The organism is Gemmatimonas groenlandica, from assembly GCF_013004105.1.
Taxonomy (GTDB): Bacteria; Gemmatimonadota; Gemmatimonadetes; order Gemmatimonadales; family Gemmatimonadaceae; genus Gemmatimonas; species Gemmatimonas groenlandica.
Map to the genome: position 1 here is coordinate 3,368,829 of NZ_CP053085.1, position 26,312 is coordinate 3,395,140.

The 26,312-nt window shown below is 66.0% G+C and carries 30 protein-coding genes and 1 pseudogene; 12 read left to right on the forward strand and 19 right to left on the reverse strand.

What is annotated here, in order from left to right:
* Positions 1–26 precede the first annotated feature (26 nt).
* Both HKW67_RS14305 and HKW67_RS14310 read left to right on the forward strand, forming a co-directional pair.
* On the forward strand, positions 27–689 hold the full coding sequence (locus HKW67_RS14305; RefSeq protein WP_171226027.1) for a nitroreductase family protein: 663 nt from the start codon (positions 27–29) through the stop codon (positions 687–689).
* An 11-nt stretch (positions 690–700) separates the two neighbouring features.
* Positions 701–1,333 carry an LON peptidase substrate-binding domain-containing protein gene (locus HKW67_RS14310; protein WP_171226028.1) on the forward strand — a complete coding sequence of 211 codons (633 nt, stop codon included), beginning with the start codon at positions 701–703 and terminating at the stop codon, positions 1,331–1,333.
* 63 nt (positions 1,334–1,396) lie between these two features.
* Here the strand turns inward: HKW67_RS14310 and HKW67_RS14315 are convergent, their stop codons facing one another.
* The 5 genes from HKW67_RS14315 to HKW67_RS14335 all read right to left on the reverse strand — a co-directional run bounded on the left by HKW67_RS14315 (position 1,397) and on the right by HKW67_RS14335 (position 5,432).
* Positions 1,397–2,164, reverse strand: coding sequence for an ABC transporter permease subunit (locus tag HKW67_RS14315; RefSeq protein WP_171226029.1), 768 nt, complete (start codon positions 2,162–2,164; stop codon positions 1,397–1,399).
* Positions 2,161–3,120, reverse strand: a complete 960-nt coding sequence (locus HKW67_RS14320) for an ABC transporter ATP-binding protein (RefSeq protein WP_171226030.1) — start codon at positions 3,118–3,120, stop codon at positions 2,161–2,163. Before HKW67_RS14320 ends, HKW67_RS14315 begins: the two co-directional genes overlap by 4 nt.
* The gene (locus tag HKW67_RS14325; protein ID WP_171226031.1) at positions 3,117–3,992 is read right to left on the reverse strand and encodes a hypothetical protein; all 876 of its coding nucleotides are present in this window, start codon (positions 3,990–3,992) and stop codon (positions 3,117–3,119) included. The genes HKW67_RS14320 and HKW67_RS14325 overlap by 4 nt, the downstream gene beginning before the upstream one ends.
* Positions 3,989–4,876, reverse strand: a complete 888-nt coding sequence (locus tag HKW67_RS14330) for an ABC transporter ATP-binding protein (protein ID WP_230981027.1) — start codon at positions 4,874–4,876, stop codon at positions 3,989–3,991. The genes HKW67_RS14325 and HKW67_RS14330 overlap by 4 nt, the downstream gene beginning before the upstream one ends.
* 61 nt (positions 4,877–4,937) lie before the next feature.
* Complete coding sequence (locus tag HKW67_RS14335) at positions 4,938–5,432, reverse strand: hypothetical protein (protein WP_171226032.1); 495 nt, start codon at positions 5,430–5,432, stop codon at positions 4,938–4,940.
* A 134-nt stretch (positions 5,433–5,566) separates the two neighbouring features.
* Between HKW67_RS14335 and HKW67_RS14340 the strand changes: the two genes are divergently transcribed.
* On the forward strand, positions 5,567–6,802 hold the full coding sequence (locus HKW67_RS14340; RefSeq protein ID WP_171226033.1) for an EAL and HDOD domain-containing protein: 1,236 nt from the start codon (positions 5,567–5,569) through the stop codon (positions 6,800–6,802).
* A 201-nt stretch (positions 6,803–7,003) separates the two neighbouring features.
* Positions 7,004–7,657, forward strand: a complete 654-nt coding sequence (locus HKW67_RS14345; RefSeq protein ID WP_171226034.1) for a hypothetical protein — start codon at positions 7,004–7,006, stop codon at positions 7,655–7,657.
* On the opposite strand, the gene HKW67_RS14350 is transcribed toward HKW67_RS14345, so the two are convergent.
* Positions 7,654–8,214: a hypothetical protein gene (locus tag HKW67_RS14350; RefSeq protein WP_171226035.1), complete on the reverse strand. Its 561-nt coding sequence runs from the start codon at positions 8,212–8,214 to the stop codon at positions 7,654–7,656. The two genes, HKW67_RS14345 and HKW67_RS14350, sit on opposite strands and share 4 nt — an antisense overlap.
* Positions 8,215–8,630: 416 nt before the next feature.
* Here HKW67_RS14350 and HKW67_RS14355 point away from each other — a divergent pair, with 416 nt between their 5' ends.
* Entirely contained in the window at positions 8,631–10,844 is a 2,214-nt protein-coding gene (locus HKW67_RS14355; protein WP_230981028.1) for a glutamine synthetase III family protein, read from the forward strand.
* Positions 10,845–10,959: 115 nt separating this feature from the next.
* Here the strand turns inward: HKW67_RS14355 and ada are convergent, their stop codons facing one another.
* Complete coding sequence (gene ada / locus HKW67_RS14360; protein ID WP_171226037.1) at positions 10,960–12,036, reverse strand: bifunctional DNA-binding transcriptional regulator/O6-methylguanine-DNA methyltransferase Ada; 1,077 nt, start codon at positions 12,034–12,036, stop codon at positions 10,960–10,962.
* Positions 12,037–12,181: 145 nt separating this feature from the next.
* Between ada and HKW67_RS14365 the strand changes: the two genes are divergently transcribed.
* Complete coding sequence (locus HKW67_RS14365; protein WP_171226038.1) at positions 12,182–12,577, forward strand: luciferase domain-containing protein; 396 nt, start codon at positions 12,182–12,184, stop codon at positions 12,575–12,577.
* A gap of 18 nt (positions 12,578–12,595) precedes the next feature.
* Here HKW67_RS14365 and HKW67_RS14370 read toward each other — a convergent pair whose 3' ends face one another.
* Positions 12,596–13,261: a hypothetical protein gene (locus tag HKW67_RS14370; RefSeq protein WP_171226039.1), complete on the reverse strand. Its 666-nt coding sequence runs from the start codon at positions 13,259–13,261 to the stop codon at positions 12,596–12,598.
* Between the two features lie 80 nt (positions 13,262–13,341).
* Here HKW67_RS14370 and HKW67_RS14375 point away from each other — a divergent pair, with 80 nt between their 5' ends.
* The 3 genes from HKW67_RS14375 to HKW67_RS14385 are packed head-to-tail and all read left to right on the forward strand — an operon-like array spanning position 13,342 to position 16,162.
* A complete protein-coding gene (locus HKW67_RS14375) occupies positions 13,342–14,550 on the forward strand; it encodes an amidohydrolase (RefSeq protein WP_171226040.1) in 1,209 nt (402 codons plus the stop codon).
* Complete coding sequence (locus tag HKW67_RS14380) at positions 14,547–14,735, forward strand: DUF3311 domain-containing protein (RefSeq protein ID WP_171226041.1); 189 nt, start codon at positions 14,547–14,549, stop codon at positions 14,733–14,735. Before HKW67_RS14375 ends, HKW67_RS14380 begins: the two co-directional genes overlap by 4 nt.
* Positions 14,732–16,162 carry a sodium:solute symporter family protein gene (locus HKW67_RS14385; RefSeq protein WP_171226042.1) on the forward strand — a complete coding sequence of 477 codons (1,431 nt, stop codon included), beginning with the start codon at positions 14,732–14,734 and terminating at the stop codon, positions 16,160–16,162. The genes HKW67_RS14380 and HKW67_RS14385 overlap by 4 nt, the downstream gene beginning before the upstream one ends.
* Before the next feature lie 26 nt (positions 16,163–16,188).
* On the opposite strand, the gene HKW67_RS14390 is transcribed toward HKW67_RS14385, so the two are convergent.
* The 9 genes and pseudogenes from HKW67_RS14390 to HKW67_RS22690 all read right to left on the reverse strand — a co-directional run.
* The gene (locus tag HKW67_RS14390) at positions 16,189–16,596 is read right to left on the reverse strand and encodes a VOC family protein (RefSeq protein WP_171226043.1); all 408 of its coding nucleotides are present in this window, start codon (positions 16,594–16,596) and stop codon (positions 16,189–16,191) included.
* A gap of 60 nt (positions 16,597–16,656) precedes the next feature.
* Positions 16,657–16,965, reverse strand: coding sequence for a quaternary ammonium compound efflux SMR transporter SugE (gene sugE, locus HKW67_RS14395; protein ID WP_171227681.1), 309 nt, complete (start codon positions 16,963–16,965; stop codon positions 16,657–16,659).
* Between the two features lie 30 nt (positions 16,966–16,995).
* Positions 16,996–18,186: a dipeptidase gene (locus HKW67_RS14400; RefSeq protein ID WP_171226044.1), complete on the reverse strand. Its 1,191-nt coding sequence runs from the start codon at positions 18,184–18,186 to the stop codon at positions 16,996–16,998.
* A 10-nt stretch (positions 18,187–18,196) separates the two neighbouring features.
* Entirely contained in the window at positions 18,197–18,526 is a 330-nt protein-coding gene (locus HKW67_RS14405) for a hypothetical protein (RefSeq protein ID WP_171226045.1), read from the reverse strand.
* Between the two features lie 30 nt (positions 18,527–18,556).
* The gene (locus HKW67_RS14410; protein ID WP_171226046.1) at positions 18,557–20,224 is read right to left on the reverse strand and encodes an amidase; all 1,668 of its coding nucleotides are present in this window, start codon (positions 20,222–20,224) and stop codon (positions 18,557–18,559) included.
* 9 nt (positions 20,225–20,233) lie between these two features.
* Positions 20,234–21,376, reverse strand: coding sequence for a cystathionine gamma-lyase (locus HKW67_RS14415; RefSeq protein ID WP_171226047.1), 1,143 nt, complete (start codon positions 21,374–21,376; stop codon positions 20,234–20,236).
* Positions 21,373–21,570 (reverse strand): Trm112 family protein, encoded by a 198-nt coding sequence (locus HKW67_RS14420; protein WP_171226048.1) that lies wholly within the window; start codon positions 21,568–21,570, stop codon positions 21,373–21,375. The genes HKW67_RS14415 and HKW67_RS14420 overlap by 4 nt, the downstream gene beginning before the upstream one ends.
* A gap of 15 nt (positions 21,571–21,585) precedes the next feature.
* Positions 21,586–22,116, reverse strand: coding sequence for a molybdopterin adenylyltransferase (gene mog / locus HKW67_RS22685; protein ID WP_343212891.1), 531 nt, complete (start codon positions 22,114–22,116; stop codon positions 21,586–21,588).
* 102 nt (positions 22,117–22,218) lie between these two features.
* Positions 22,219–22,560 (reverse strand): annotated as a pseudogene (locus tag HKW67_RS22690) (GxxExxY protein); the annotation flags it as partial.
* 228 nt (positions 22,561–22,788) lie between these two features.
* Here HKW67_RS22690 and HKW67_RS14430 point away from each other — a divergent pair.
* The 3 genes from HKW67_RS14430 to HKW67_RS14440 are packed head-to-tail and all read left to right on the forward strand — an operon-like array spanning position 22,789 to position 25,349.
* On the forward strand, positions 22,789–23,511 hold the full coding sequence (locus tag HKW67_RS14430; RefSeq protein WP_171226050.1) for a DUF3108 domain-containing protein: 723 nt from the start codon (positions 22,789–22,791) through the stop codon (positions 23,509–23,511).
* Between the two features lie 33 nt (positions 23,512–23,544).
* On the forward strand, positions 23,545–24,654 hold the full coding sequence (locus HKW67_RS14435) for a sensor histidine kinase (protein WP_171226051.1): 1,110 nt from the start codon (positions 23,545–23,547) through the stop codon (positions 24,652–24,654).
* Positions 24,651–25,349: a LytR/AlgR family response regulator transcription factor gene (locus HKW67_RS14440; RefSeq protein ID WP_171226052.1), complete on the forward strand. Its 699-nt coding sequence runs from the start codon at positions 24,651–24,653 to the stop codon at positions 25,347–25,349. Before HKW67_RS14435 ends, HKW67_RS14440 begins: the two co-directional genes overlap by 4 nt.
* Positions 25,350–25,424: 75 nt before the next feature.
* On the opposite strand, the gene HKW67_RS14445 is transcribed toward HKW67_RS14440, so the two are convergent.
* Both HKW67_RS14445 and HKW67_RS14450 read right to left on the reverse strand, forming a co-directional pair.
* Complete coding sequence (locus HKW67_RS14445) at positions 25,425–25,988, reverse strand: histidine phosphatase family protein (protein WP_171226053.1); 564 nt, start codon at positions 25,986–25,988, stop codon at positions 25,425–25,427.
* A gap of 18 nt (positions 25,989–26,006) precedes the next feature.
* Positions 26,007–26,234 carry a hypothetical protein gene (locus tag HKW67_RS14450; RefSeq protein WP_171226054.1) on the reverse strand — a complete coding sequence of 76 codons (228 nt, stop codon included), beginning with the start codon at positions 26,232–26,234 and terminating at the stop codon, positions 26,007–26,009.
* Positions 26,235–26,312 lie beyond the last annotated feature (78 nt).

Consider the following 26,312-nt stretch of genomic DNA (forward strand, 5'->3'; position numbering starts at 1 on the left):
CGTCACACCAACAAGGATTTACTGAGATGCTTACTTCCGAAGCTACTGCTGCTGCTCTCCTGACCGCAGAGCACGCCAGTCCCACCGAACGACTCTCGGCCGCCGATGCGGCGATGACGCGTCATTCGGTGCGCTCGTATCTCGACGTCCCCGTCTCCGACGACGAGATCCACGCACTGCTCGAACTCACCGGACGTGCGCCGTCCGCGTTCAACCTCCAGCCGTGGCGGTTTGTCGTCGTGCGCGATCAGGAGGTCAAGAACGCGCTCAAGGAAGCCGCCTACGGGCAGAAGCAGGTCGGCGAAGCCCCCGTCGTGATCGCGATGTACTCGGACATGGAAGACACCATGGCCCACTTGGGCGATGTCGTGCACCCCGACCTCGCGCCCGACAAGCGCGCCAGCACCATTGCGATGCTCGAGAAGAACTTCGGCGGCATGACGCCGGAAGCCCGTGCCATCTGGGGCAACGGACAGGCCAACATCGCCCTCGGCTACCTGCTCCTCATCGCCAAGTCGGAAGGCTTCGACACCTCGCCGATGCTCGGCTTCCAGGCCGACCGCGTGAAGGCCATTCTCGACATCCCGGCCGGCGCCACGATGACCGCGATGGTCGCCCTTGGACGCGGCGCCGACGACGGATTTCGCTCGCACCGTCACGCCGTCGAGCGCATGACGAGCTTTCGCTAGATATTTCAGGCGTGACCGACCTACTGCTTCCCATCTTCCCGCTGGGTGTCGTGCTCTTCCCCGGCACGATGCTGCCGCTGCACCTCTTCGAACCGCGCTATCGGCAGATGCTGGCCGATGTGCGCGAGGGCAACGGTCGCTTCGGCATCATCCCGGCCATACCGGGAGTCGCGGAACGCGACTTACCCGCGGGACGCATGGGCTGCGTGGCCGAAGTGACCGACGTGGAAGTGATGCCGGACGGTCGCGCCAACATCATCGTGACCGGCCGCGAACGGTTCGCACTCACCGCATTCGTCGAACACGATGCGCCATATCACGTCGCCACCGGCACCTTCGTGCTCGATGAATCCGGTGCGTCACCCGTAGCGCTGGCGGTCGCCGCCGACGAAGTGATCGCCAACTTCAAGCGCGTCGTGCGGGCCGTGCGCACGCTGAACGACGATACCGACCCGCTGCCCGATCTCCCCGACGACGCCGCGCAGGTGGCGTGGAGCGTTGGCGCGATGATCGACCTCGACCTCGAGAGCCGGTATCGCTTGCTGGCCGAGCGTTCGCCGGCCGCACGGCTCACACAGATCGACAATGTGCTGCGGAAAGCGATCCCGGATCTGGAGCTGCAGGCTGCACTAAAAGCGAAGTAAGGCGTACGGAGTGAGGAGTACGGGGTACTCCCTACCCCATACTCCCTACCCCTTACTTCGCCGTTATCGTGTAATGCGCGGTCGTTGCAATCGCCGACCACCGACATACACCGAGAGCACCACCAGCAGCACGGCGCCAATCAACGACGCGGCCAGCGATGGACCGGTCTGCAACGCCTGCTCGGATGATTCAGTCAGTGACGCTGCGACCGACAGCGTCCACTGCCGCACACTGAGATAGTTGAGCGCAGGGAACGTCCGACTCAGCGCGCCTTCCCAGAACAGCACGTATACCAGTCCCGCCACCAGTGCCCGGCGTGTCAGTAGCGCGAGCGCCGTGAACAACGCCGCGTACGTCACGCCCCCGAACAACACGGCCACCGTGAACGCCGAGGTGACGTGCTCGGGGTCGCTGCCGTCGGCAGCGATGGCACCCGTACTCCACACTGCGAACGCTGACAACAGCCCCGTCACGATGGCGGCATACATCACGCGAACGCAGACAATCCACCAGCGCGGCGTGGTGGTCGTCACGAGATACAGCAGCGTGCCGTCATCCGTTTCGGCGCTGAACGCGCTGGTGCCCAGCAACAAGCCGATCAACGGCATGGCCAACCCACACACCAGCGTGTCGTAGCGCTGCACCAGGAACGCCACCGGATCCCCACTCAGACTGCCGCGCGAGGCGAAGGCCAACGCGAAGAGCACCGGTAGCAACAGCAGTCCGATCACCCCAGCCACCAGCGTGACCGAGAAGGTGCGGGCCCACGCCAGCTGCACCAACACGCGGGCCGTTGCCCACGGGGAGATACGACCATATGCGACGCTCATCGGGCCACCAGGTAGGCGAACACATGCTCCAGCGATTCGTCGGTTGGCTGCACCTCGAGCAGCGTGATCGACGCGCCCTGTGCGACGGCACCGATGTGATGCGCAAAGCCGGTGTAGTCGACCGTGCGCACCATCAGCGCACCGGCCTCGATATCGACACCCATGACCGTGGGCGATGACAGCAGCACCGAGGCGAGCGTGCGATCGTTAGTGGAGCGAATGCGGACGGTGTGTGGCCGATCGGTCATCATGCGCCGCAGCGTGCGATGATCGCCACTCGCCGCGAGTCGCCCGGACAACATCACCAGAATGCGCGATGCCACCCCTTCGATCTCTTCGAGAATGTGCGAGCTGAGCAAGACGGCGGTACCCTCACGCGCACGGTCTTCCAGCAGTCGCATCATGTGCATGCGCTGACGTGGATCGAGCCCGTTGAACGGCTCGTCGAGCAACAGCAGCGTGGGCTCATGCACGAGCGCCGCCGCCAGCTTGGTGCGCTGCCGCATGCCTTTGCTGAACCCGCCGACTTTGCGATCCGCCACGGTATCCATCTCGACCGTGGTCAGCGCGCGCAGCGCGGCCAGCTTCGGATCGCGCAAACCCAGCAACACGGCCCGCGCTTCCACGAAGGCGCGTGCCGACAACATGGCGGGCAGCGCCTCACGTTCCGGCACCAACGCCACGTGACGAAAGATCGACGGACGTTCGAGCGGTGACTCGCCATACACGCGCACCGTACCGCTGGAGGGCGCCAGTAGACCCGCTGCCATCTGCAGCATCGTGCTCTTGCCGGCGCCGTTCGGACCCAGCAATCCGGTAATGCCCGCCTCGATGGAACAGGTCACGTCATTCACCGCCACCACGTCGCCGTACCAGTGCGAGACGTGATCGAATGCCAGCGGAATCTGCGATGCGATTGGCGATGCGCTTGACGCTACGCTTGACGATCCACTCATACGCGCACTCGGCGCACGCGCCAGAACGTGGCGATCACACCGGCCGCGCCGAGCGACAGCGCCAGCACGGCGAACATCCACAGCGGTGGCGGTGCCGCCAGCTCCATCGCGCGATTCTTCTCGCCGAACAAGATCAACGCCATCTTGTGCAACGAACGCAGCGGATCGATGAACCCCGAGACGTCGGCCGAGATACCGGCCAGATCGTCGAGCCCGATGGACACCGCCGCCGCCACCAGAAAGACACCGATCACCGACACCGTGGCATACGCGCGGCGTGCCGTCATCGCAGCCATCGCGCCGCCGATGGCACCGATCACCCACGCGGTGAGTGTGGCCTGCATCAGCACCGGGCCGGCCTTCGTGCCCATCTTGGTGAACGCCGTCGCGGGATCGGCCGCGATACCGATCTCGCCGATGTACAGCAACAGCAATGGCGCGGCGCAGACGACCAGCAACGCACACAACACCGCCGCAATCCGTGCACTGGCATAGACGTCGCGCGTGACGTCGCGCGTGAGGATCAGCGGCAGCACGCGATGCTGCTGATCGTGACTCATAACTTCCGGCGCCTGAGCCGCCGCGAACAGCACGAACAGAATGAGCTGCGCCTGAATCAGGCCGCCGTACATGATCGGCAGCTGCCCCTTGGTGGCCGACGACGCAGCCAGCGTAGCGAGACAGGGCAGCATCGTGGCCGCCAGCACGAACGCCGGCACCGCTTTTGACTTGAGTGGACGTCCGAATCCGAACATGGCGCGGAAGCCCTGCGCGAACAGCGCGCGCCACGCCCCGCGTACACCCTCACGCGCGCCCTCGTAGCGTCGATAGCCGAGGTCATGGATCGTGGTGTCGTTCGTGAGGTTCTTCACGTGTTCGCTCCCGCGAACAGGTCTTCGAGATGTCCGCGACGGCGTTCGATGCGCAGCAGTCCCACGCCGGTCGCCACCGCGACATCGCGCACGATGTCGTGCGTGGCGAACACCCGCGCCACACTCTCCGCATCATCGCCGTTCGGTAGCTCCACCAGCGCGCGCATCAGATCGCGCTGCACCACCAGCCCCTGCACCACCAACGCGGCACAGAACGCGTCCACGTCGCCGTCGACTTCCACCAGCAACGTGCCCGTCTCGCCCGTGAGCGCACCCAGGCGTTCCGCGCGCACCAGCCGTCCAGCGTCGATCAGGACGACATGCTCGCAGACGCGCTCGAGTTCACCCAACAGGTGCGACGACACCAGCACCGAAATCCCGAACTCGCGTCCCGTGCGCTGAATCAGCGCCAGCATCTCGTCGCGTCCGGCAGGATCGAGGCCATTCGTCGGTTCATCCAGCACCAGAATGCGCGGATCGTGCACCAGGGCCTGCGCCAGCTTCACGCGCTGCGCCATACCCGTCGAGTAGCCGCGAATGGGCCGGTACCGCTCTTCGAACAGACCAACATGGCGCAGTACTTCGGCCGCCCGTTCACGCGCCGCGGTGGCAGGCAATCCCGAACAGCGGGCCATAAACGACACGAACTCGGCGGCCGTCATTTCCGGTGGCAGGCAGTCGTGCTCGGGCATGTATCCCACGAGCGAGCGGATCGCGCGGTTCTCGCGCACGACGTCATGTCCCATCACATTCGCCGACCCACTCGACGGCTCGAGCAGACCAAGCAGAATCTTCACCAGCGTGCTCTTCCCGGCCCCGTTCGATCCCACCAATCCGGTAATGCCCGGCTCGATGGACACGGTGAGACCATCGAGCGCCGTCACGTCGCGGAAGCGACGCGTCAGCTCGTGGGTGACGATGAGCGCGATGGGGGAGTCCTCGGGCTCAGGCCGTCGGGGCCAGCGCGGCGTCAGCGGCGGCGGCAGCGGCGGCCGGGTCGACGATCACCGGCAACGTCACGCCCGCCTTCGCCGCGCGCTTCTCCAGCGTCTCCCGATCGAGCAGGCCACGGATCAAGGCATCGGCGTCGCGATTCTGCAGATACTTCCCCTTCTCCCAGCCTTCCACGATCCCCTTCGGCGTGCCGTAGCACAGCTCCGCAAACTGCGGGATCGTGAGCCCCAAGGATTCGCGCAGCTGCCGGATCGCTTTCGGCGCCAGGAGATCGTGGGCCACCCGGATCTGCTCGGTCGCCGACTTCTCCGCCACATCGCGCTGGTCGATCGTCCGGTTCTCGTGTCCGCACTTCTCACAGCGATAGAACTCACGCGCGACCTCGGCCGCCATGCCGCTGATGCGCATGGTTACCGTTTCCGTCTGCAGCGCGTACCGGCCACCGCATCCGCGGTGAAGGCTTCCGTCGAGTGTGGTAATACTCATGTCTGACCGAAGGTAGATGACGAGGGACGCTGGGACCGAATCCCGAAAGAGTACCTCGCGAGCAGTTGAATCGTCTTAGAGTCGCTACGACGACGCCGTCTGCGCCACCCCTGTACCGCGTTCTTCCCAGCCAAATGTCCGACTTCTGCCTCGTTCGCCAGCCCATCTTCGGTACGACCGGCGCCCTGCTCGGGTACGAAATCCGTTTTAAGGAGACGGAAACCGGGGAAAACGGCTTCGTCGAGAGCTTCCTGAGCGGCACCTTCGACCTCGTGCGCAATCGCATGCCGGCCTTCGTGTCGTGCACGCGTACGCAGCTGCTCGAGGATGCGTTTCACGTCGCCGAACCGGGCTCCGCGATCGTCATGCTTCCGCGCGATCTTGAAGCCGACGAAGCGGTGACCGAGGCGGTCGCCCGCTACCGGGCACACGGCGGGTTGCTCGCCCTCGATGACGTCGGCGAGATCGCCGGCCCGTCAGAGGCATTGGTCCCCTACGTCACCTGGGTTTGCGTCGATATTCGCAGCGAAAGCGCGGTCACGATCGGGAAGATCTGCGATCGTATCACGCAGGGCTTCGGCAAGCACGCGCCCAAGCTCATTGCCACGCAGATCGACGAACTCGCGCAGTATGAGGTGGTGCTGGGCCTAGGTTTCGACGCGTTTCAGGGCACGTTCTTCAGCCGCCCCGAACCACTGCCGTCGGCCAACATGCCACAGTCCACGGTTGCTGCGATGCGACTCATGGGCATGGCGCGGGACCAGAAGATCAACGACCGCCAGCTCGAGGATGTCATCTCGACCGATCCGGTGCTGACGTTCCAGCTCCTCCGTCTCGTGAATTCCGCCGCCATCGGCATGCGCGGCGTGAGTTCGATCGGTCAGGCGCTGCGCCTGATCGGACGCACCGCGTTCCTCCGCTGGCTGGCCGTGGCCGTAGCCGCCGCCCGCCGTTCCTCAAACGGCGTCGATCAGGAACTGGTCCGTCAGGCCGTCGAGCGCGGGCGACTGCTCGAGCAGTTGGTCGGCGGCTCACGCGACGGCGGCACGCTGTTTCTGGTGGGCCTCTTCTCGCTGCTCGATGCCGTCTTCCGCATGCCGCTTCCCGAGATTCTCTCGCGCGTCGTGCTCAGCGACGAGGCGAACGAGGCCCTGCTCGACCGCACTGGTCCGTACGCTGACGCGATCAATTTCGCCGAATCCTACGAGCTTGGGTTGTTCGAGAACGCGTCGGAAATCGCCAAGGAGATGGGCATCGACCCGGCCAAGGTCGGCGACTTCTATACCAACGCCATTAGCTGGACGGCCGAAGCACTCGGCGCCGCCCTCGATGCACAAGCACCCGCTCCGGCTGCAGCTGGACGCAGATAGCCAGACATGACGCTATAGTGTCTCGATAGCGGCTTTATAAGACAGTATTTTGTAGATGGCCGCCAAACCCCCGATTTGGCGGCCATTTGCATTGCCCCGTTCTTGCATTTGATCTGTTCCTATCAGTTTCTATCAATTCGTATCGGCGCCGCCGCAGGCGGTGCCCTGCTTGAACCGCTCGTTTCCGTTCAATCCCACCGCATGCCCAGCTCACCGGCCCGCACCCGCGCAGCACTGCTGATCCTCGCGATATCCGCCGCCGGGCGCCTCGACGCCCAGGACACCACCGCCGTCGAGCGCGAGTCGGTGTCGCGGAAGCCGAGCCCCATGCTGCTCGTCACGCCGTTCCTGTCCGCGGGGTGGTCACAAACACTGGGCACGCCCAAAGCCTGGCCGCGGACCTGGGGCGGCTACGGCTCCCGCCTTGGTGACCAGCTCGGGTTCCTCGCGGTCAAGACGACGGTCAGGCACGTCGTCGATCGCGCCGTGCCGTGGGTCGACGACCACTCCGCTTGCATCACTCGGCCGGTATCGCTGGCCCGCGAGACCCTCACCCGGGCGGGCTGCGCGATCGTGCGAACCGGCACGTTGCGCACCGACGGCGGCGACATGCGCCCGAACCTGCCGTTTCTCACGGGCGCCGTGGTCGGCACCGTGACGTCGCTGAGTTGGCGCCCAGAGCGGCAGTCGGCCGTCTCCAGCCGTTCGTTCGTGTTACAGCGCATCGCCATCACGTATGGGGCGACGGCATTCGTTCGACTGGTTACCGACTGGCGCGCTGATGCCCGACGGCAGCCCGCATCGCGGCAGCCCGCATCGCGGCAGCCCGCATCGCGGGAACCCGAGGCGCCCTAGCGCGCCGGCATCGGCGGCAGTTTTTGCACTGTCGTATCGGCCGCGGCTTTCGCCGCCTTCGCCGCCTCACTCAAGGGCTGCGGAGCGCCCGCCGTAATCGTCAGGCGGATGCGCTCGATCTGCGTCGCCGAGGCGTCGAAGAGCACCGCCACCAGATTCCCCGACCAGATCACATCGCTCGGCACCGACTTCCACGCACCGATAGTGTCGCCCCGCGGCGTGAGTCGGAAACGGTCCAGCGCGGTGACGTCCTTCGCCGCCGCCAGCGTATCCGCGTAAAAGAAGGCAACCATCGAGGCCGTCAGCCCGATCTTGTAGCGCACTCCCGGCACGCTCAGATACGCGACCTTCATGGAATCGCCGGCCGGCTTGAACGCCAGCCCGGACTTCGCGACGCGATCTTCGAGTGCGCACCGCTTCCACGTGCCGTCGCGCGGGCAGGCCGAATCACTGGGGGTCAGCGGCCGCGGCATGACCGCGACGACGGGCGTGCTGGCCGCCGAATCGACCTTTGGGGCGTCGTCGCCACTGCAGGCGGCCATCACAACCGCCGCCATCACAGCCCCCAGCCGCGCCCGTTCAAAAACAAAAGCAGTTCGCATTTCCCAGTGTACCCCGGGAGCCATCGCACCGCCAAACCCCTCTGCGTTCTCTGCGCCCTCTGCGCCTCCGCGTGATCAGGTCCCCCGCGTCGGGCCGTACGAGAACAGATCACGCGGAGGGGCAGGGGGCGCAGAGTACGGAGAGGGGGCTTTTGTTCGGTGTATGTTCGTTTCAATGCACCAAAATACCGAACTGTACCGTAAATCTCGCACGTTATGCAAAGCCCATGGAACGAACCGGCGCCGTGACGTTGGACTTCGTGCCGGATTCTGACATATTTCTGCAACTTATGCACGAATCGCGGTGCAGCCGGACCGACAACGTCGGGCACGCCGCCTACCACATCCAAAAACACATCGCCATGTCCTCCATGAACGGCTCGCGCGTCGCTGCCATGCGCGAAGTCACGCAGCGCCCGGTTCGTATTACCGTCCGCCCGGAAGAGAACGGCATTCTGCAGCCGACCAGCGCGTGGTTCGGCATGAACACCTTCGGGCTGCGCCAGATGCGCGCCAAGATGCCCAAGGACGTCTACAAGAAGCTCGCGGCGTCCATCCGCCTCGGCAAAAAGCTCGACTCCGAGATCGCGCCGGTCGTCGCGCAGGTCATCAAGGAATGGGCGATGTCGCGCGGCGTCACGCACTTCACGCACTGGTTCCAGCCGCAGACCGGCCTCACCGCCGAGAAGCATGACGCCTTCCTGAACTTCGACGAGAACAAGCTCCCCATCGAGACGTTCACCGGTGAGCAGCTCATTCAGTCGGAGCCCGATGCGTCGAGCTTCCCGTCGGGTGGGTTGCGCGCGACGTGGGAGGCCCGCGGCTACACCGCGTGGAATCCGGCGTCGCCCGTGTTCATCAGCGAGACCGGTGGCGTCAAGTATCTCTGCATCCCGTCGGTCTTCATCGGCTACAACGGTGAAGCGCTCGACGAGATGACGCCGCTGCTGCGCAGCTCCGACGTGCTGTCACATCGCGCAATGGAACTGCTCGAACTCATCGGCGACAGCGGGGTGCTGCGCGTGAACACCACGCTCGGCGTCGAACAGGAATTCTTCATCATCGACCGCTCGCACTTCGCGCTGCGCCCCGACCTCGTCATGGCCGCGCGCTCGCTCGTGGGTGCGCCGCCGCCGCGTGGACAGCAGCTCGAGGACCACTACTTCGGTGGCATCCCCGAGCGTGTACAGGCGTGCATCAGCGAAGTCGAACATGAGCTCTACAAGCTCGGCGTGCCGATCGTCACGCGGCACAACGAAGTCGCGCCGTCGCAGTTCGAGATGGCGCCGATCTTCGAAGACACCGACATCGCCGTCGATCACAACCATCTCGTGATGAGCGTGCTGCGCAAGATCGCGCTGCGTCACGGGCTGCAGGCCATCGTGCATGAGAAGCCGTTCGCCGGCATCAACGGCTCGGGCAAGCACTGCAACTGGTCGCTCTCGATCACGTCCGACAACCAGCTCGACGGCACCAACCTGCTCAAGCCGGGCAAGACGCCGCACCAGAACATCCGTTTCCTGGTGTTCCTGGCGGCGGTGCTCAAGGGCGTGCACAAGCATGCCGGTCTGCTGCGTGCCGGTATCGCCGTCAGCGGCAACGAACATCGTCTCGGCGCCAACGAAGCGCCGCCCGCGATCATCTCGGCCTTCCTCGGCACGGGCCTCACGCAGGTCGTCGAAGACATCGCCGCTGGCAAGACGTCGCCCAAGAACGCCGAGCAGGCCATGCTGAAGCTCGGCGTGGCGAAGCTGCCGGACGTCGAACAGGACAACACCGACCGTAACCGTACGTCGCCGTTCGCATTCACCGGAGCGAAGTTCGAGTTCCGCGCGGTGGGCGCGTCGCAGAGCATCGCTTTCCCCGTCATGCTGCTGCAGGCCGCCGTGGCCGAAGCGCTGGGCGAGATCATCGAGCAGCTCAAGGCTGAGATCAAGACGGGCAAGAGCACCGATGACGCCGCGCTCAGAGTGGCCGCCAAGGCGTTCAAGGAATCGGCCGCCGTGCGCTTCGAAGGCAACAACTACTCCGACGAATGGGTGGTCGAGGCCAAAAAGCGTGGTCTGCTCAACCTGCGTCGCACGCCGGAAGCGTTGGCCCAGCTGCGCACCGACACCGCCGTCGCGCTGTTCAAGAACACGCACATTCTCACCGAAGTCGAACTCGAGAGCCGCTACCATGTGCGTCTCGAGCGCTACGTGAAGGACATCCTGATCGAGCTGCACACGATCCAGCAGATGATCGACACGCAGGTGCTCCCGGCGGCGTACGCGTATCTCGGCACGCTGGCGACGTCGGCGGGTCAGGGTGCTGTCGCCGGTATCAACATGCAGCCGATCGTCGACGCTGCGAACTCGGTGTCGAAGCTGGTGACCACGCTGCAGAAGAAGCGCGCCGAGCTCGCCAAGGTGATCACCAAGGCCGAGCACATGCACGACGACCTCGGCGGTCAGGCCGGCTATCTCACGACCACCGGCTGCGACACGATGGGCGAAGTGCGCGACGCGGCCGACGCGATCGAACTGGCGATCGGTGACGAGTACTGGCCGCTGCCGCGATACAGGGAGATGCTGTTCCCGGTTTGATCTAGTTGAACGGCCAACAGCTTAGGGGGCAGGGAGGAGGTTATCAGGATGGAGAAAGCAGGTAAACGGCGCCGCTGTCCTGTTTCCTCCTCCCTGACACCCTCCGCCCTGCCCCCTAAGCTGTTGGCAGTTGCTCTTCCCGCAACAACCTCTCCTTCCGCTCCAACCCCCACGCGTAGCCGCCCAGGCTGCCATCGGCGCGCACGACGCGATGACACGGCACCACCATTGCCACCGGATTCGCACCGCAGGCCGTACCGACGGCGCGTACCGCCTTCGGTGCGCCGATGCGCGCGGCGAGCTCGGCATACGTGATCGTTTCGCCGCGCGGGATACGCTGCAGCTCGCGCCACACGCGTTGCTGAAACGCCGTACCACGGACATCGAGCGGCAGGGCGTGCGACAATGCCGCGCCGCTTGCCAAGGCGACCACGCTCGCGCTGATGTCGCCAAGGGCCGCATCATCACGCACCAGATCCGCGGCGTGCAGCGCGTCCCGCAACGTCGCCTCGAGCGCGGCGGGATCGTCGCCCAGCACGACGCGATGCACGCCACGCGATGTCATCGCCACCAGGACGAAGCCGAGCGCGCACGGGACGATGGTGTAGAACACGGTCTCGCCGGCCGCGCCGCGGCGAAGCGATCCGGGAGACATGCCAAGGTGCGCCGCTGCCGCCGTGTAGGCGCTCGGCAGCGAGTCGAAGCCCGCGTCGAAGGCCGCGCTCGACACCGATTCGCTCGACGGCAGTGCGGCGCGTAGCCGTTCGCTGCGTTGCGCGCGTTGCCATTCGGCAGGCGTGCAGCCCACCAGACGCGTGAAGACCCGCTGCAGATGGGCCCGACTGACGTCGAGCGCGTCGGCGAGTTTCATGACCGTCATCGTATCATCCTCCATGAGGCTGATCGCTCGCACGACCAGCGGCGTGTGCATCGCATTGGCGCCCAACGCCGACGCGGACTCCGGCACGCAGCGCTTGCAGGCCCGGTAGCCGGCGGCGCGGGCGTCGTGGCCGCTCGCGTAGAATCGCACGCGGTCCTCGCGAGGACGACGCGAGGGGCAGGACGGACGGCAGAAGATCTTGGTCGACGTCACCGCAAAGACGAAGCTGCCGTCCCACTGGCGATCGCGCTCGACCACCGCCCGCCAGCGAGGATCGATCGTTGCATCAGGAACAGAGTTCATCGGGGCCATGACAGACGATACGTTGTGCGCTTCCGGGCCGCGACACGATTCGTCTCCGCAAACCCAGACCGTGCCGATTGCTCGCCTTTCGCGAAAAAGGGGTGCATGCTCAGGCATCACTCCATTCGGTTCACGTCTCGCCTTGGTGATGCACATGGGCACCATCGACCTCGGCGCACTGGTCGCCGGAATCGTCAAGCACTGGGACGGCGTAGAAGTGCTGCCGTATCGGTTCGGCGGCGTCGAGTTTCGCGTGGACCGTCGGGAAATCGGACACGTACACGTCGGCGGTGTGGCCGATCTGCTCATGCCGGTGCGGCTCCGTCGCGACCTCGTGGCTGCCGGCCGCGCCGAACCCCATCGCACGCAGCCTCACTCGGGATGGATCAGCTTCCGCATGCGCAGCGAACACGACGTGCCGGCGGCGGTGAAGCTCTTCCGGCTCAACTACGAGCGGTTGCGTGGCATGGAGCGTCCGCGCTCGGTGACATCGGTGGTGACCAATCCCACCATGCTCGCCGACCGCAGCGCCGACGACATGCCGGCGTAAGCACACCTGCGAGTGGCCTTACGCCGGCGATTCCGTGCGTTCGACCAGCGCCGGTGCCGGCGCCTTGCTCGACATCAGCTGGGTCACGAAGCGCTGACCTTCGGAAATGCGCTCGATTTCGATCGACATGGCATCCACCGCTTGCTCGATCCGCTCCAAACGCGCCGTGCCCTCCAGCAATTGCGGACTTGGCTTTGGCTGACCCGCCCGCTTGAACATGATGCGTGCTGCGGCCCATGCCAGCGGGCCCCACACCAGCACGATCGACACGATCGAGATCGCCGTAAGCTGCCCTGAGCTGAACGGGCCGTACCGCTGTACGGCGGCTTCTTCGTTCGCCAGCTCGCCGGGCACTCGCGCCAACTCGCGTCCGTTCGCAGCTATGTCCCGCTCCAACTGGATAATCCGCTCGTCCTGTACCGCCAAGCGCTGCTCAAGCCCCTTGGCGCCGGGTCCGGTGGTACGTGCAAGCTCCTTCGCCGCCTGATCCCGTCGACCCTGTACGGAAGAAAGCTGTCGGGACAGCTCGCTGCGCTTCGCCTTGAGCGCGTCCACGTCGGCCGCCGTGAGCGGCTTGAGGCTGAGCGGAGCCGCGTCGAGGCCCGTCGTGACGCCGATTGGTACCTGCGGGGCGGCCGGCGGAGTTGGGGGCGCAGGCGTGGATGCGGGTTGCTGTTGGACCATGGTCAAACCTACGCAAAGAAGCGCTGAGCGGTTACATCACTAGGGAAGCGTCCACGTTCACCCGTGCCTGATCCGTGACCATGACGACTGCCATTCGTACGCCGGCGCTCGACGCCGCGGCCTTGCTCGACGAGGCACACCAGTTGGCGCCCCAAGTGATCGACTGGCGCCGCGCGCTGCACCAGCGCCCCGAAGTTGCATTCAAGGAGCACGAAACAGCCCGATTCATTCGGCAGGTGCTCGAGCAGATCGGCGATCTCGAGATCTCGCGTCCGACCGAGACGAGCGTCATGGCCCGTCTCCGTACGGGTCGACCGGGACCGGTCCTCGCCGTTCGCGCCGACATCGACGCCCTCCCCATCCACGAGGAGAACGACGTCGAGTACCGGTCGCAGACCGACGGGGCGATGCACGCCTGCGGGCACGATGGACACACCTCGATCGCCCTCGGCCTCGTTACCCTGTTGGCGCGTCATCGCGACCAGCTGCGCGGCGAGGTTCGCTTCCTCTTTCAGCACGCCGAGGAGCTCTCACCGGGCGGCGCTGAAGAAATGGTGAGACAGGGGGTGATGGACGGGGTCGATCAGGTCATCGGCCTGCACGTCTGGTCGGCGATGCCGGTCGGGCGCATCGGACTGATCTCGGGACCGGCGATGGCGGCGCCCGACACCTTCGAGTGCACGATCACCGGCAAGGGCGGTCATGCCGCCATCCCGCACGGCACGATCGATCCGATCGCCGTCGGTGCGCAGGTGGTCTCGGCGCTGCAGCATGTCGTGTCGCGCACCGTCGATCCGCTCGACCCCGTGGTCGTGTCGGTTACGCAGTTCATCGCCGGCACCACGTTCAACGTGATCCCCAGCACGGCCTATCTCGCTGGTACCGTGCGCACGTTCGATCCCGCGCTGCGCAGCACCGTGCCCGTCACCATCGAGCGCATCATCAAGGGCGTGACGAGTGCGTTCGGCGCCACGTACGCGTTCCGGTATGAGCCGGGATATCGTCCGGTGATCAACGATCCGGCACTGACCGCGCGACTGACGGACGTGGTCATCAACACGTTTGGTGCGGACACGCTGATCGACATGCGCCCGACCATGGGCGGCGAAGACTTCTCGGCCTACCAACAACGCGCACCGGGCGTGTTCGCGTTCATCGGTGCCGGCAACGTGGGCGAGGGCATCGACTTTCCGCACCACCATGCGCGGTTTCAGATCGACGAACGCTCCCTGGACATCGGCCTGCGGTATCTCACCGCCGCTACTCTCGACCTGCTCGGGACGGCATGACCAAACCGTATCGACTGCTGGCGCTGGTACCGGCAGTCGCGATTCTCGGAGCGCCGTGGTTTGCCAATCGCGTCGAGCCGCGCATTCTCGGTATGCCGTTTCTGCTTGGCTGGATCGTGTTCTGGGTGCTCATGACGTCCGTCGTCATGGCGATCATCGGCGCTCTCGACGTTCGCGACCCATGATCATTTCGCTGGGCATTCTCTCCGCGACATTATTGATCGCCCTGCTGCTCAGCGTACGCGGCGCGCGCAGCGCGGGCGGCACCGTGAGTCTCGAGCAGTGGAGCGTGGGCAGCCGCGGATTCGGCACGATTTTCGTGTTCATGCTGCTCGCCGGCGAGATCTATACCACGTTCACGTTTCTCGGCGGCAGCGGCTGGGCATACGGACGTGGTGCACCCGCGTTCTACATCATCGGGTATGGCGCCGTCGCGTACATCATGTCGTACTGGCTGCTGCCGGCGATCTGGAAGCGCGGCACGGCGTGGAAAGTGTTGTCGCAGTCGGAGTACTTCACGCGCGCGTACGGCAGTCCGGCGCTGGGCAACCTCGTGGCCGCGGTGAGCATCGCGGCGCTCATGCCGTATCTCGTGCTGCAGCTGAAGGGCCTCGGCATCATCGTCTCGGAGTCATCGTACGGGGCGATCAGCGCCAATGACGCCATCTGGATCGGCACCACGGCCACGGTCATTTACGTGGTGCTGTCCGGCGTAAAGGGATCGGCCATGACCGCCGCCCTGAAAGACGTGATGGTGCTGCTCTGCGTGCTCGGACTTGGCATCGTGTTGCCGTACACGCTGCACGGGGGCATCGGCCCGATGTTCGCGCGAATCGCTGCCGAACGTCCCGACTTTCTCACGCTACCGGCGCGTGGCATGTCGCCCAGCTGGTTCGCCAGCACCGTGCTGCTCACCGTGCTCGGCTTCTACATGTGGCCGCACACCTTCGGCTCGGTGTTCACCGCGCGCGACGCGTCGGTCTTTCGGCGCAATGCCGCGTTGATGCCGCTGTATCAGCTGGTGCTGCTGTTCGTCTTCTTCATCGGCTTCGCGGCGCTACTGTCGGTGCCAGGGCTCAAAGGCGCCGATGTCGACCTCGCGCTGCTGCGCGTCACACGCGACACCTTCGGTCCGTGGATCGTGGGACTGGTCGGCGCGGCTGGCTTGCTCACGGCTCTCGTGCCAGGCTCCCTCATTCTCATGAGCATCGCAACCACGCTCGCGCGGATCGTGCGGCCACCTCGTGAAGGACAGCCCGCCGACTCCGCCACCTTCGCGCGCCTGCTCGTCCCGCTGCTCGCCGCCATCGCACTGTTCTTCACCTTTCGCGGCGGCAGCACATTGGTCACGCTGCTGCTCATGGCGTACAGCATGGTGACACAGCTCTTTCCCGCACTTTTCGCGTCATTCTTCCCGAACGCACGCATCACCGCCGGCGGCGCGATTGCGGGCATCGTGGTGGGTGAAGCCGCCGTCGCAGTCACCACGCTCGGCGGCGTGTCGATGGCCTCGATTTTCCCGGGGTGGTCGCACGGCGTCACCGACATCAATGCCGGCTTTCTTGCGCTCGTCCTCAACGTCGTAACCATGGTGCTCGTCAGTCGCCTGTAAAGCCCCCGGACGCTTCCCGCTTCGGCCTAATCGACTGCGCGCGGGAATCCCGTGACGTCGGCGAGCACTTCCGACACGCAGATGCGGTGCCCTTCAGGGTCCTCGAGTTCGAACTCGATCTGACCATACGGCATCAGTTCCGGACCGCGCACCAGCGGCGTGCGGCGGCGCGCATGATCGAGCAGCGCGGTTAACTCCCCACCCTCGAGACGCAGATAGACATCCCAGTCGTGCGAGGCCGGCGTACGCACGATCGGCGCTTTAGCGCGGCGAAGCATCAGCTCGGCGTCGTCGCGGCGCAGAATGCAGAACTCGAACGGGGCGACGTCGGGAAACGGATCCACAGCGAAGCCGAGGATCTCGCGATACCACGCCATGCAGCGTTCCACATCGGCGACGCGCAGGACGGGGACAATGGCGGCAAAACGGATCATACCGAGTCAATGCCTCATCTCGACGAGAAGTGCCAACTCCGCGGCACGAGCCCGGCGGCGCTAGCTCGGCGACGTCAGCTTGAGCCCGATGATGCCGCACACGATCAGAGCCACCGACAGGATGCGCCCGAGATCACGCGACTCGCCGAACACGAGTACGCCCACGATGGCGGTGCCAACCGCGCCGATGCCGGTCCAGACCGCATATCCGGTGCCGACCGGCAGCGTTTTTAGCGCCTGAGCGAGGTAGTAGAAGCTCGCAATCATCGCGCTCACGGTGATCGCCGACGGCACTGGCTTCCGGAATCCATCGGAGTACTTGAGGCCGATGGCCCAAACGACTTCGAGCAGCCCAGCCACGACCAGCATCCACCAGGCACGCGTCACCGGGACGTCACGTTATCGGCCCGCCCGCAAGGTGGGCGACGACGAGGGCAACTGCGCGAGGAGGAAGTCCCGCGTGTTGCCACCCATCACCCGCGCGATGGTGTCCTGATCCATGCCGGCCGTGAGCAGGCCGTCGGTGATCGCCGCCATGCCGCGCGTATCGAAGGGCGTGCGCGTGGCCCCATCGAAATCAGATCCCAGCGCCACATGCGCGGCGCCAGCCACCTGCACCGCGTGCTGAATGGCCTTCACAATATTCGCGATCGTGGGTTCACACACGGCGCCATCCCAGTAGCCGATGCCCACGAGTCCGCCATTCGCCGCAACCGCACGGAGCTGGTCATCCGTGAGGTTGCGCGGGCCTGGGCACGTGGCCGCAACGCCGGTGTGCGACACCACCACCGGACGGGTCGCCATGGCGAGTACTTCCTGCACCGTCTGCGACGACGAATGCGCGAGGTCGACGATAATGCCGAGCGCTTCCATCCGCGCGACAACCTGACGACCGAGCGGTGTGAGCCCCGCATGCGTCACGCCGTGCGCGCTCGCCGCGACTTCGTTATCGAAGAAATGCGTCAGCCCCATCATGCGGAATCCGGCGGCGTAGAGTGTGTCCACGCTCTCCAGTTTTCCGTCGAGGGCATGCAGTCCTTCGATCGCCAGCAACGCCGAGACCTGCGCCGGATCACCCGCTCGTCGCTCGACGAACTGCTCCAGCTCCTCGCGCGTGGTGATCAGCGTGAGCGTATTCGCCGAGCGAAGCGCCGCATCACGCAGCTTGTCGGCTTGATACACCGCTCGAGCCCGCAGACTCGTCCACGTGGCGCGCGGCCAGTGCTCGGCGATCGCCAACAGCAGCACGTTGTCGGTGTCGCCGGTGTTCTGATCGTAGTTCATGCCGCGCGGCGTCTTGGTGACGACGGAGAAGACCTGCAGCGCCACGTGGCCTTCCTGCAACCGTGGCACGTCGACATGCCCGTGTTCCACCCGCTCGAGCGGGTCGCGACCCCATAGGAGTTGGTCGGCGTGCATGTCGGCCACGAACAACCGACGGTGCAACGCCGAAGCGACCGGCGAGACGGTCGGAAGTGTCGTGCTCACGACCGTGTTCATCCGACTGTCGGCAATGCGCGCGCCGACCGTGAGAAATCCGACCGCGGCAAGCACGACCAGCACCAGCAGTCCCGTCAGGAGACGCTTCATATTCGCGTCCTCAGCGCAGTCCGCGCGGCATCGGATCGCCCGACATTTCGCGCGCATTCGGCAGCGAATTCGGGACGCTCTCACCGCGCAGATCACCACAGCGGTCGATCGCCTGCTCGGAACCCTGATCGATCGTGTCCGTCAGCGCGTACCGATCCACGCGCATCGAATCGACTTCTGTACGTGCCTTCACCCATTCGGCGGTGCACAACGCGCGCATGGCATCGATGCGCGACAGCCGCTCCAGCCCGGAGTCCGCCGCGCGATTCAGGAACTGCCAGGCCCACGCCCCAAGAGCGAGGGCACCCACGAGACTGCCGATGGCGATCAGCCGGGACATGCCCGCCGTTCGCGTTTCTTCCGGCGCCACTTACGACCCCCGCTTCGGTGCCGCGATCGGCATCGTCGGCAGAAAACGCGGCGCGCGACGGGCCTTGGTGGCCTGCTCGAAGCTGTAGGCCAGACCGATCAGTCGGCCTTCACTCCACGCCCGACCGATGAACGACACGCCGAGAGGCAGCGCATCGGCGAATCCCATGGGAACGGTGACGCTTGGATAGCCGGCCACGGCGGCCACGCTCGAATTACCGCCGCTGTAGCGATCGCCGTTCATCAAGTCGGTCGGCCATGATGGTCCGTTGGACGGTGCCACGATCGCGTCGAGCGAGTGCTGCGCCATGATCGCATCGATCCCTTCATCACGTGACAGTCGCCGACACGCGGCCACGGCGTCACGATACTTCGCGTCGTCGAGTGAACCCATGGTTTGTGCGCGCTCCATCTGCTCCTGTCCAAAGTACGGCATCTCCGCCCCGGCGTTCGCCCGATTGAACGCGATCACCTCGTCCATGGTGCGTACGGAAACCGTGGCGCCGCGCTCAGCGAGGTACGCGTTCACACCCGCCTTGAACTCGTACAGCAGCACGTCGAGTTCCGCCTCGTCGTACTTGCCCACCGTCGGCACGTTGGCCGGATCCACGATCACCGCGCCCGCTTCGCGCAGCGATTCGATCGCGCGCTCGAACGCGGCATCCGTCGTAGGATGAAAACCCGCCATGTTGCGCGCGACACCGATGCGCGCGCCCTGCAGCGCCTTCGCGTTCAGATACGTGGTGTAGTCGGCGACGCTCTTTCCGGCGCTCTCCGCAGTCGCGCGATCGCGCGCGTCCACGCCAGTGAGCGCACCCAGCAACGCCGCCGCATCGGAGACCGTGCGTGCCATCGGCCCCGCGGTGTCCTGCGATGACGAGATCGGGATGATTCCACTTCGGCTCCACAAGCCGACCGTCGGTTTGATGCCCACCAGTCCGCAAATCGACGACGGGCAGATGATCGAGCCGTCGGTTTCCGTACCGATGCCGACCGCGGCGAGGTTGGCCGAGATCGCCGTGCCGGTGCCGGAGCTCGAGCCGCACGGGTTTCGATCGATCACGAACGGATGCCGCGTCTGTCCGCCGCGTCCGCTCCAGCCACTCGTGGAACGGGTCGAACGGAAGTTCGCCCACTCGCTGAGATTCGTCTTGCCGAGCAGCACGGCGCCGGCATCACGCAGTCGCTGCACGATGAAGGCGTCGCGTGGTGCCGGCTTGCCCACCAACGCCAGCGAACCGGCCGTGGTCTGCATGCGGTCGGCGCTGTCGATGTTGTCCTTGATCAGCACCGGAATGCCGTGCAGCGGACCGCGCACCTTCCCCGCACGGCGTTCGGCGTCACGCTCGGCCGCGATCGTGAGCGCATCAGGATTCGTTTCAATCACCGAGTTGAGCGTCGGCCCGCTGCGATCCAGCGCCGCGATGCGCGACAGATACGCCGCGGTGAGCGTGCGCGACGTGAGCGTGCCCTTCGCCATCCGCGACTGCAGCTCCGCCACACTCAGCTCGGCGTAGGGAAAAGCATCGGGCTGCATACCATCATGCTGATCACCGGCCGCCTGCGCCGTGTGCATCGGGACGAGTGTCGACATCGTTCCGACAGTAGCCGCTGCTGCCGTGGCCAGCGTCGACGCGACAAACCCGCGCCGATCGATCCGCTTCGTCATGCTGCTCCTCTAGACCGCGCCGAGGGCGCGCTCGAAATCGTTCAACAGATCTTGCACGTCCTCGAGCCCGATGCTCAGTCGCACGAATCCTTCCGACACGGCGTCACCGCCCCAGCGCGCGCGGCGTTCCGCGCTGGTATGTACACCACCGAAACTCGTCGCCTCGTACACGAGCGAGGACGCCGCGAAGAAGCGCGTCACGGCCGCTGCATCATCGAGCGCGAAGCTGATCACCCCACCGTACCGCTTCATCTGCTTCGACGCGATCGCATGCGACGGATCACGTGGCAACCCGGGATAACGCACGCCATGCACTTTCGGGTGCACCGCCAGCATCGTCGCGAGCTGCATGGCGGTGTCGCACTGGCGCGTGAGACGCACGTCGAGCGTCGCCAACGAGCGATGCGCGAGCCATGCTTCCATCGGTCCGGCGATCACGCCCATGCGCGTCCGCCAGGTGCGAATCGTTTCAGCATGCATGGCGTCACGACACGCCACGTGACCGAGCACCAGATCAGCGTGGCCCGTCATCGCTTTCGTGTCGGACACCACGGCGAAGTCCGCGCCGAGCGCGAGCGGCTGCTGCAGCAACGGCGTGGCGGTGGTGTTGTCCACCACCACGAGCGCGCCCGCCGCGTGTGCGGCCTGTGCGAGCGCCGCGATGTCGCACACATCGAGCGCGGGATTCGTGGGCGACTCGAGCCACAGGACCGCGGCGCCGTCGAGTGCGTCGCGCAGACCGTTGCCCACCGAAGGGGCCATGACCACGTTGATGCCCCGCGCCGCGAACCACGCGCCGGGAAAGTGCTGCGTCGCAATGACGCGCGTCGTGTAGTAGCTCTCTTCCGGCATCACGAGCTTGCCCCCGGGCGGCACCATCGTAGCCAGCACGGCGGCCGTGGCCGCCATCCCGCTCGGAAAGAGCACGCACGGTCCCCCTTCGAGCGTCTCGAGCGCCTGCTCGTACGCCACCCAGGTGGGATTGGAGAAGCGGCCGTAGGTGAAGGGCGACGCCGTCGGATCGCCCGGCGCGTGATACGGTGCCGCGAACACGGGACCGGCCATGTACGGCGTCCCGGGCGACGCGTCGGGCAACCCGGCGCGCACGACCCGCGTGCCGTCACGCCACTCGGGGTTCGGCGTGTTGCTCACGCCGTGGGCGGGTACTTCGCGTCGTCCAGCGGCTGCGCTTCGTCGATCAGCATGACGGGAATGCCGTCCTGCACCGAATACACCAGTCGGCAGGCCCGACACACCAACACCTCGGGCGGTCCCGCGTGGTGCTCCAAGGACGCCTTGCACTTGGGACAGACGAGGATCTTCAGCAGCTCGGGAGACAGGCTCATAGCACGGGCTCGCGCTTACGCGCTGGTGGGTCGGAACGGAGCGGGAGCCTCGGCGCTGAACAGCAGACGAGGCCCTCCGATAAGATCAATGCAATATGGGACGGCCGCCCAGACCGCGCCGAGGCATTCCTCGATCGCCGCCGGCTTTCCCGGGAGATTGATGATCAGCGAGCTCCCGCGGGTGCCCGCCACCTGACGCGACAGGATGGCCGTGGGAACTGTCTTCACGGACACGGCGCGCATCTGCTCCCCAAACCCCGGCAGCAGCCGGTCGCACACCGCGACGGTGGCCTCTGGCGTGACATCCCGCGGCGACGGCCCGGTACCACCGGTGGTCACGATCAGGGCGCAGTGCAGGTCGTCGGCCAGTTCACGGAGCGCCGCCTCGATCAGTGGCTGCTCGTCGGGCACCAGCCGGTACACGGGCTCCCACGGCGACGCGATCCAGCGCGTCAGCACCGACTGGATCGCCGGGCCGGACTTGTCTTCGTAGACGCCCGAGGTGGCGCGATCGGAGATGGTGAGCACACCGACCACGGCTGGCAACGAAGGATGCGATGAGGGAAGCAATTTGGTGGCGAACGTGTGGGGGCTAGCGGAAGCGGCGCTGCGGCTAGCGAGTCTTCGGAAGACTACACGCTTTTGGTCCGGGCGACGACCGAACGTGAGGACCAGGCCGACCTCGTAGTTCGTGGCTTTGAGGTACCCGAGGAGCTGGCCGACATGCTCCAGCTCGACGGCGCGCGCCACTTTGCACTCGAGGACGACGAGGTCGTTGACGACCAAGTCGAGCCGCCCGCGCCCAATCACGCGCCCGCGGAAGGTCACCGCGACATCCACCTCACGTGCGACAGCGAACCCGGCATCGGCAAGGGCAATCACCATCGCCCGCTGGTAAATCACCTCCGGATGCCCATGACGCAGCTCGTCATGCACCTCCCGAAACACCCGGAGAATCCCCGCCGTCACCTCGCCATGTAGTAAGCCCATCCCCCACCATCGTCCCACCCCGTCACCCACCCGTCAGCCCCCCCCCGCCGGAAGCACCGCTCCCCCCCCCGCCCCCCACACGTTCGCCACCAAACAGCTTCCCCAGCGGCATCCACCGTTCGCTGCCGTGGTCCGGGTTTTCGTTGCACCTCCCCACACCCAAGCACGCGCCTGGCGTACGCTGAGACCATTAGCAATCCCCCACGCCAACCAGAGCCCCCGAGTCCCATGCGCCTCACTCGCCTCGCCATCACCCTCGTTCTCGCGCCCCTCGCCGCCGCGTCCGCCCAATCCGCGGCCCCGCCCGTGTCTGCCCTGCGCGACCACATCGACCGCGCTCAGCTTCGCGCACAGACGGACTCCTTCGTGGTCCTTGTCCAGGGCGTCCCGCGCGGCTGGCAGCGCATCGGCATGAGGCCCACCGCGAAGGGCTGGGAGCTGTTCGACGCGATCGCTATCGGCGCCATGGTCCAGCAATCATCGGCCATCACCCTCGACGTCGCGCTCAGCGAGACCGCGTTGCGGCAAAGCGGCGTCATGTCGGGACGCCCCATGACCATCGCGCTCGACTTTGCCAACGGACGCGTGCGCGGCACTGCCGACACACCGAGTAACGGTCCCTCGGGTGCCCTGTCTATCGATACCGCGGTGGCACCGACGGTCGTCGACGACAATGCCGTCACGCCGTTGCTCACCGCCCTCCGGTGGCGCGAGTCGCTCGACATTCGGTTTCCCGTGTTCACCAGCGGCAAGGCAACCATCGTCACGTATCGCCTTCGCGTGCTCGGGGCCGACACGGTCACCGTGCCAGCGGGCACCTTCGACAGCTGGCGTGCGGAGCTCGCGATCGGATCGTCCACCCTGTCGCTGCACATCACGCGCGCCGCGCCCTATCGCATCCTGCGCATGACGTCGGTGGGTACGCCCTTCGATATCCAGTTGGCGAAGTAGCGTACCGCACCCGCCACCCCACAGCTTACGCTGATGCTCGCTGCGCCTTCCGCTGTCGCCACACCCGGCACTCCCGTCAGCAAGCGTCCGTCGCGTCGCTGGCTGTGGCTCACGGCGCTGCTCTGCGGCGTCGGCGGACTCACACCGTTCGCGCAATCGCTCGAACTGCTCGGCATCAGTAAACCCGGGGGCCTCGCCCTTCAGTGGCAGGCGGTCACGGTAGTCGTGTGGGCCGCGCTCGGGCCGCGTATCGCCCATCGGTGGTCACTCACCGACTCCGAAGCGGGCGCACTCGCCGGACTTGGACTGCTCACCGTGACGGCCACTGCAGCGCACGCGACTATCGCGATACTACTGCTGCACCCGAGCACCCCGTATAGCAGTACGTCGAACTGGATCATCGTCGCCCTCGGCGTCTTGCCGACGCACGCCGTCACCGCCGGCCTCATGTCGCTCGTGGGCAGCTGGACGAGCGCCCGACGACAGCGCGAGCGCGCCGCCGATCGCGAGGCCGTGTTGGCAGCACATGCGGTGCGCGCCGAGCTCGACGCACTGCGCACGAGACTGCAGCCACACTTTCTGCTGAACGCGCTCAATACCGTGACCGGACTCGCGCGATCGGGCAACGGCGAACGCGCCGCCGACGTCGCGGCGGATCTGGGCGAGCTGCTGCGTTTCGCGCTCACGGAATCGGGCGACGCCGTGTCGTTCGACGCCGAGCGAGAGATCGTCGAACGGTATCTCGCGATCGAGCAGGTGCGACTCGGCGACCGACTGCGCGTTGAATGGCGCATCGAGGCCAGCGCGCGCACGACGCAGTTGCCGGCGTTGACATGGCAACCGCTCGTTGAGAACGCCATTCGCCACGGCATCGCGCAGCGCATTTCGCCGGGCACTCTCACGGTGTCCGCATCGCGTACGCAGCACGCCCTCACGCTCGTGGTCGATGCCGATGGCCCCGACCACCAGACAGCGCCAACCCCCGAACCGTTCGGCGGACTCGGCATCGGGCTTTCGACGCTACGCCGACGGCTCGCGCTGTTGTACGACGAGCGCGCCACGCTCACCATGACGGGCCGGCCGGGAGGTACGCGCGTCGAGCTCACGCTACCGATCACGTCGACGCGATCGGACCTCACATGAGCCGACTCCGCATTGTCGTCGCCGACGACGAACCGATCGCCGCTGCATCGCTCGCCGCCGAGTTGCAGCGACTCGACTGCGAGGTAGTCGCGATCTGCGCCAACGGCGAGAGCGCCATCGCGCGCTGCGCGAGCTTGCTACCCGACGCCTGCTTCACCGATGTCGCCATGCCCGAACGCGATGGCCTCGCGGTGGCGCGTGCCCTTCGCGAAGCCGCCCCGGGTGTCCGTGTGGTGTTCGTGAGCGCCCACCCGCACTTCGCGATCGAAGCCTACGGGGCGGATGTCGTCGACTTCGTGCTGAAGCCGATCCGTCGCGCCCGACTTGCCGACGCCGTCGATCGCCTTCGCCGCGCGCTCAGCGCCGCCGACCACGACGATCGCATCCTCGTCACCGAGCACGGCAGCGTGCACGTCCTGGCGATCCGCGAGATCGAGTGGGTGCAAGCCGACGGGTACAACCTCTGGCTCCACACCGCCAAGCGTGCCTGGCTGATCCGCGAGCGCATGCACCGCATGGAAGCACGCCTGCAATCAGTCGGCTTCCTGAGAGTACATCGCTCGGCCCTGGTGCGCCTCAGCGCCATTCAATCCATCGAGCAGGCCGAGCACACCGAGCCCACGCTCGTCTTGCGATCCGGCGCCAAAGTGAAAGCCGCCCGCGACCGCCTCAACGACATCCGCAACGCCCTCTAGCCCCCCGTCGGAAGCACCGCAGCCGGAAGCACCGCTCCCCCCCCCCCCACACACATTCCCCACCAAACCACTTCCCTATCGGCATCCACCGTTCGCATCCGCGGCCCCGTAGTGTGCCACCACGACCTGCGCCGCCTTGCCGTCAGCACCAGGCGTGATCACGAACATCGTCGCATAGCTCGAATCGCAGAGATCCGGCAACTTGGGCCCGCCAAGCGCCGTCACAATCGCCGGCACGGTATTGCTGTGCCCGACCACGAGCACCACACCGGTCGCCTTGCGCACCGCCGCCGCCACGTCGGCGATGTGCTTCGTACCACCACTGATGGTGATCACCGTAGGAACGACACCGGTCTTCCCGGCAACCACCGCTGCCGTTTCCGCGGTCCGCTTGAGCGACGTCACAATGATCGCGTTCGGCGTCGTCATCGCCAGCGCGTCGGCCAATGCCTGCGCGCGCGCCTTGCCGGCCTCACTCAGTGACGGATCGCTGCCGCCCTCGGTCGACTTCTCACCGTGGCGTACCAGCACGACCAGCGATGGTTGCGCTACGAGATCGCGCGGCGCGAACGAAGCCGTCGCGAGCAGGAAGCCAAGCATACCGACTGCAACACTGCTCCACGACGATCTCGTTTGCATTTCGCTCCTCGATGCGCGCTAGGCGCGTAGTTTCTTCCCCGCTCCGGCGCCGGCAATGATCAGGACGAGTCCAGCGGCCACGCCAACGCCACCGACCCACGTTGGCACCGCCTTCTTCTCGCTGACCGATGCCTGCAGCGGACCGACGTCCAGCACCTCACGATTGGTCGTGACGCTGAAGCCCTGGACGAGAATGTATCCGCCGGCCAGAACCAGCAGAATGCCGAGCACGAGTGTGGCACGCATAGAAGGAATCTCCCTTGAAAGTATGGCTACCCCTACTGCAGAGGTCGTGCCGGACGGTTACGTCTTGGCCCACGCCTT

Coding starts and splice junctions, on each gene's coding strand:
- HKW67_RS14355 (WP_230981028.1), top strand. CDS start 8,631: ATGAACGGCTCGCGCGTCGCTGCCATGCGCGAAGTCACGCAGCGCCCG.
- HKW67_RS14445 (WP_171226053.1), bottom strand. CDS start 25,988: ATGCAAACGAGATCGTCGTGGAGCAGTGTTGCAGTCGGTATGCTTGGC.
- HKW67_RS14305 (WP_171226027.1), top strand. CDS start 27: ATGCTTACTTCCGAAGCTACTGCTGCTGCTCTCCTGACCGCAGAGCAC.
- HKW67_RS14450 (WP_171226054.1), bottom strand. CDS start 26,234: ATGCGTGCCACACTCGTGCTCGGCATTCTGCTGGTTCTGGCCGGCGGA.
- HKW67_RS14340 (WP_171226033.1), top strand. CDS start 5,567: ATGTCCGACTTCTGCCTCGTTCGCCAGCCCATCTTCGGTACGACCGGC.
- HKW67_RS14365 (WP_171226038.1), top strand. CDS start 12,182: ATGGGCACCATCGACCTCGGCGCACTGGTCGCCGGAATCGTCAAGCAC.
- HKW67_RS14430 (WP_171226050.1), top strand. CDS start 22,789: ATGCGCCTCACTCGCCTCGCCATCACCCTCGTTCTCGCGCCCCTCGCC.
- HKW67_RS14385 (WP_171226042.1), top strand. CDS start 14,732: ATGATCATTTCGCTGGGCATTCTCTCCGCGACATTATTGATCGCCCTG.
- HKW67_RS14335 (WP_171226032.1), bottom strand. CDS start 5,432: ATGAGTATTACCACACTCGACGGAAGCCTTCACCGCGGATGCGGTGGC.
- HKW67_RS14375 (WP_171226040.1), top strand. CDS start 13,342: ATGACGACTGCCATTCGTACGCCGGCGCTCGACGCCGCGGCCTTGCTC.
- HKW67_RS14345 (WP_171226034.1), top strand. CDS start 7,004: ATGCCCAGCTCACCGGCCCGCACCCGCGCAGCACTGCTGATCCTCGCG.
- HKW67_RS14320 (WP_171226030.1), bottom strand. CDS start 3,120: ATGAGTGGATCGTCAAGCGTAGCGTCAAGCGCATCGCCAATCGCATCG.
- ada (WP_171226037.1), bottom strand. CDS start 12,036: ATGGCCCCGATGAACTCTGTTCCTGATGCAACGATCGATCCTCGCTGG.
- sugE (WP_171227681.1), bottom strand. CDS start 16,965: ATGCTGGTCGTGGCTGGGCTGCTCGAAGTCGTTTGGGCCATCGGCCTC.
- HKW67_RS14380 (WP_171226041.1), top strand. CDS start 14,547: ATGACCAAACCGTATCGACTGCTGGCGCTGGTACCGGCAGTCGCGATT.
- HKW67_RS14410 (WP_171226046.1), bottom strand. CDS start 20,224: ATGACGAAGCGGATCGATCGGCGCGGGTTTGTCGCGTCGACGCTGGCC.
- HKW67_RS14350 (WP_171226035.1), bottom strand. CDS start 8,214: ATGGCGGCGGTTGTGATGGCCGCCTGCAGTGGCGACGACGCCCCAAAG.
- HKW67_RS14315 (WP_171226029.1), bottom strand. CDS start 2,164: ATGAGCGTCGCATATGGTCGTATCTCCCCGTGGGCAACGGCCCGCGTG.
- HKW67_RS14370 (WP_171226039.1), bottom strand. CDS start 13,261: ATGGTCCAACAGCAACCCGCATCCACGCCTGCGCCCCCAACTCCGCCG.
- HKW67_RS14405 (WP_171226045.1), bottom strand. CDS start 18,526: ATGTCCCGGCTGATCGCCATCGGCAGTCTCGTGGGTGCCCTCGCTCTT.
- HKW67_RS14420 (WP_171226048.1), bottom strand. CDS start 21,570: ATGAGCCTGTCTCCCGAGCTGCTGAAGATCCTCGTCTGTCCCAAGTGC.
- HKW67_RS14440 (WP_171226052.1), top strand. CDS start 24,651: ATGAGCCGACTCCGCATTGTCGTCGCCGACGACGAACCGATCGCCGCT.
- HKW67_RS14400 (WP_171226044.1), bottom strand. CDS start 18,186: ATGAAGCGTCTCCTGACGGGACTGCTGGTGCTGGTCGTGCTTGCCGCG.
- HKW67_RS14390 (WP_171226043.1), bottom strand. CDS start 16,596: ATGATCCGTTTTGCCGCCATTGTCCCCGTCCTGCGCGTCGCCGATGTG.
- HKW67_RS14435 (WP_171226051.1), top strand. CDS start 23,545: ATGCTCGCTGCGCCTTCCGCTGTCGCCACACCCGGCACTCCCGTCAGC.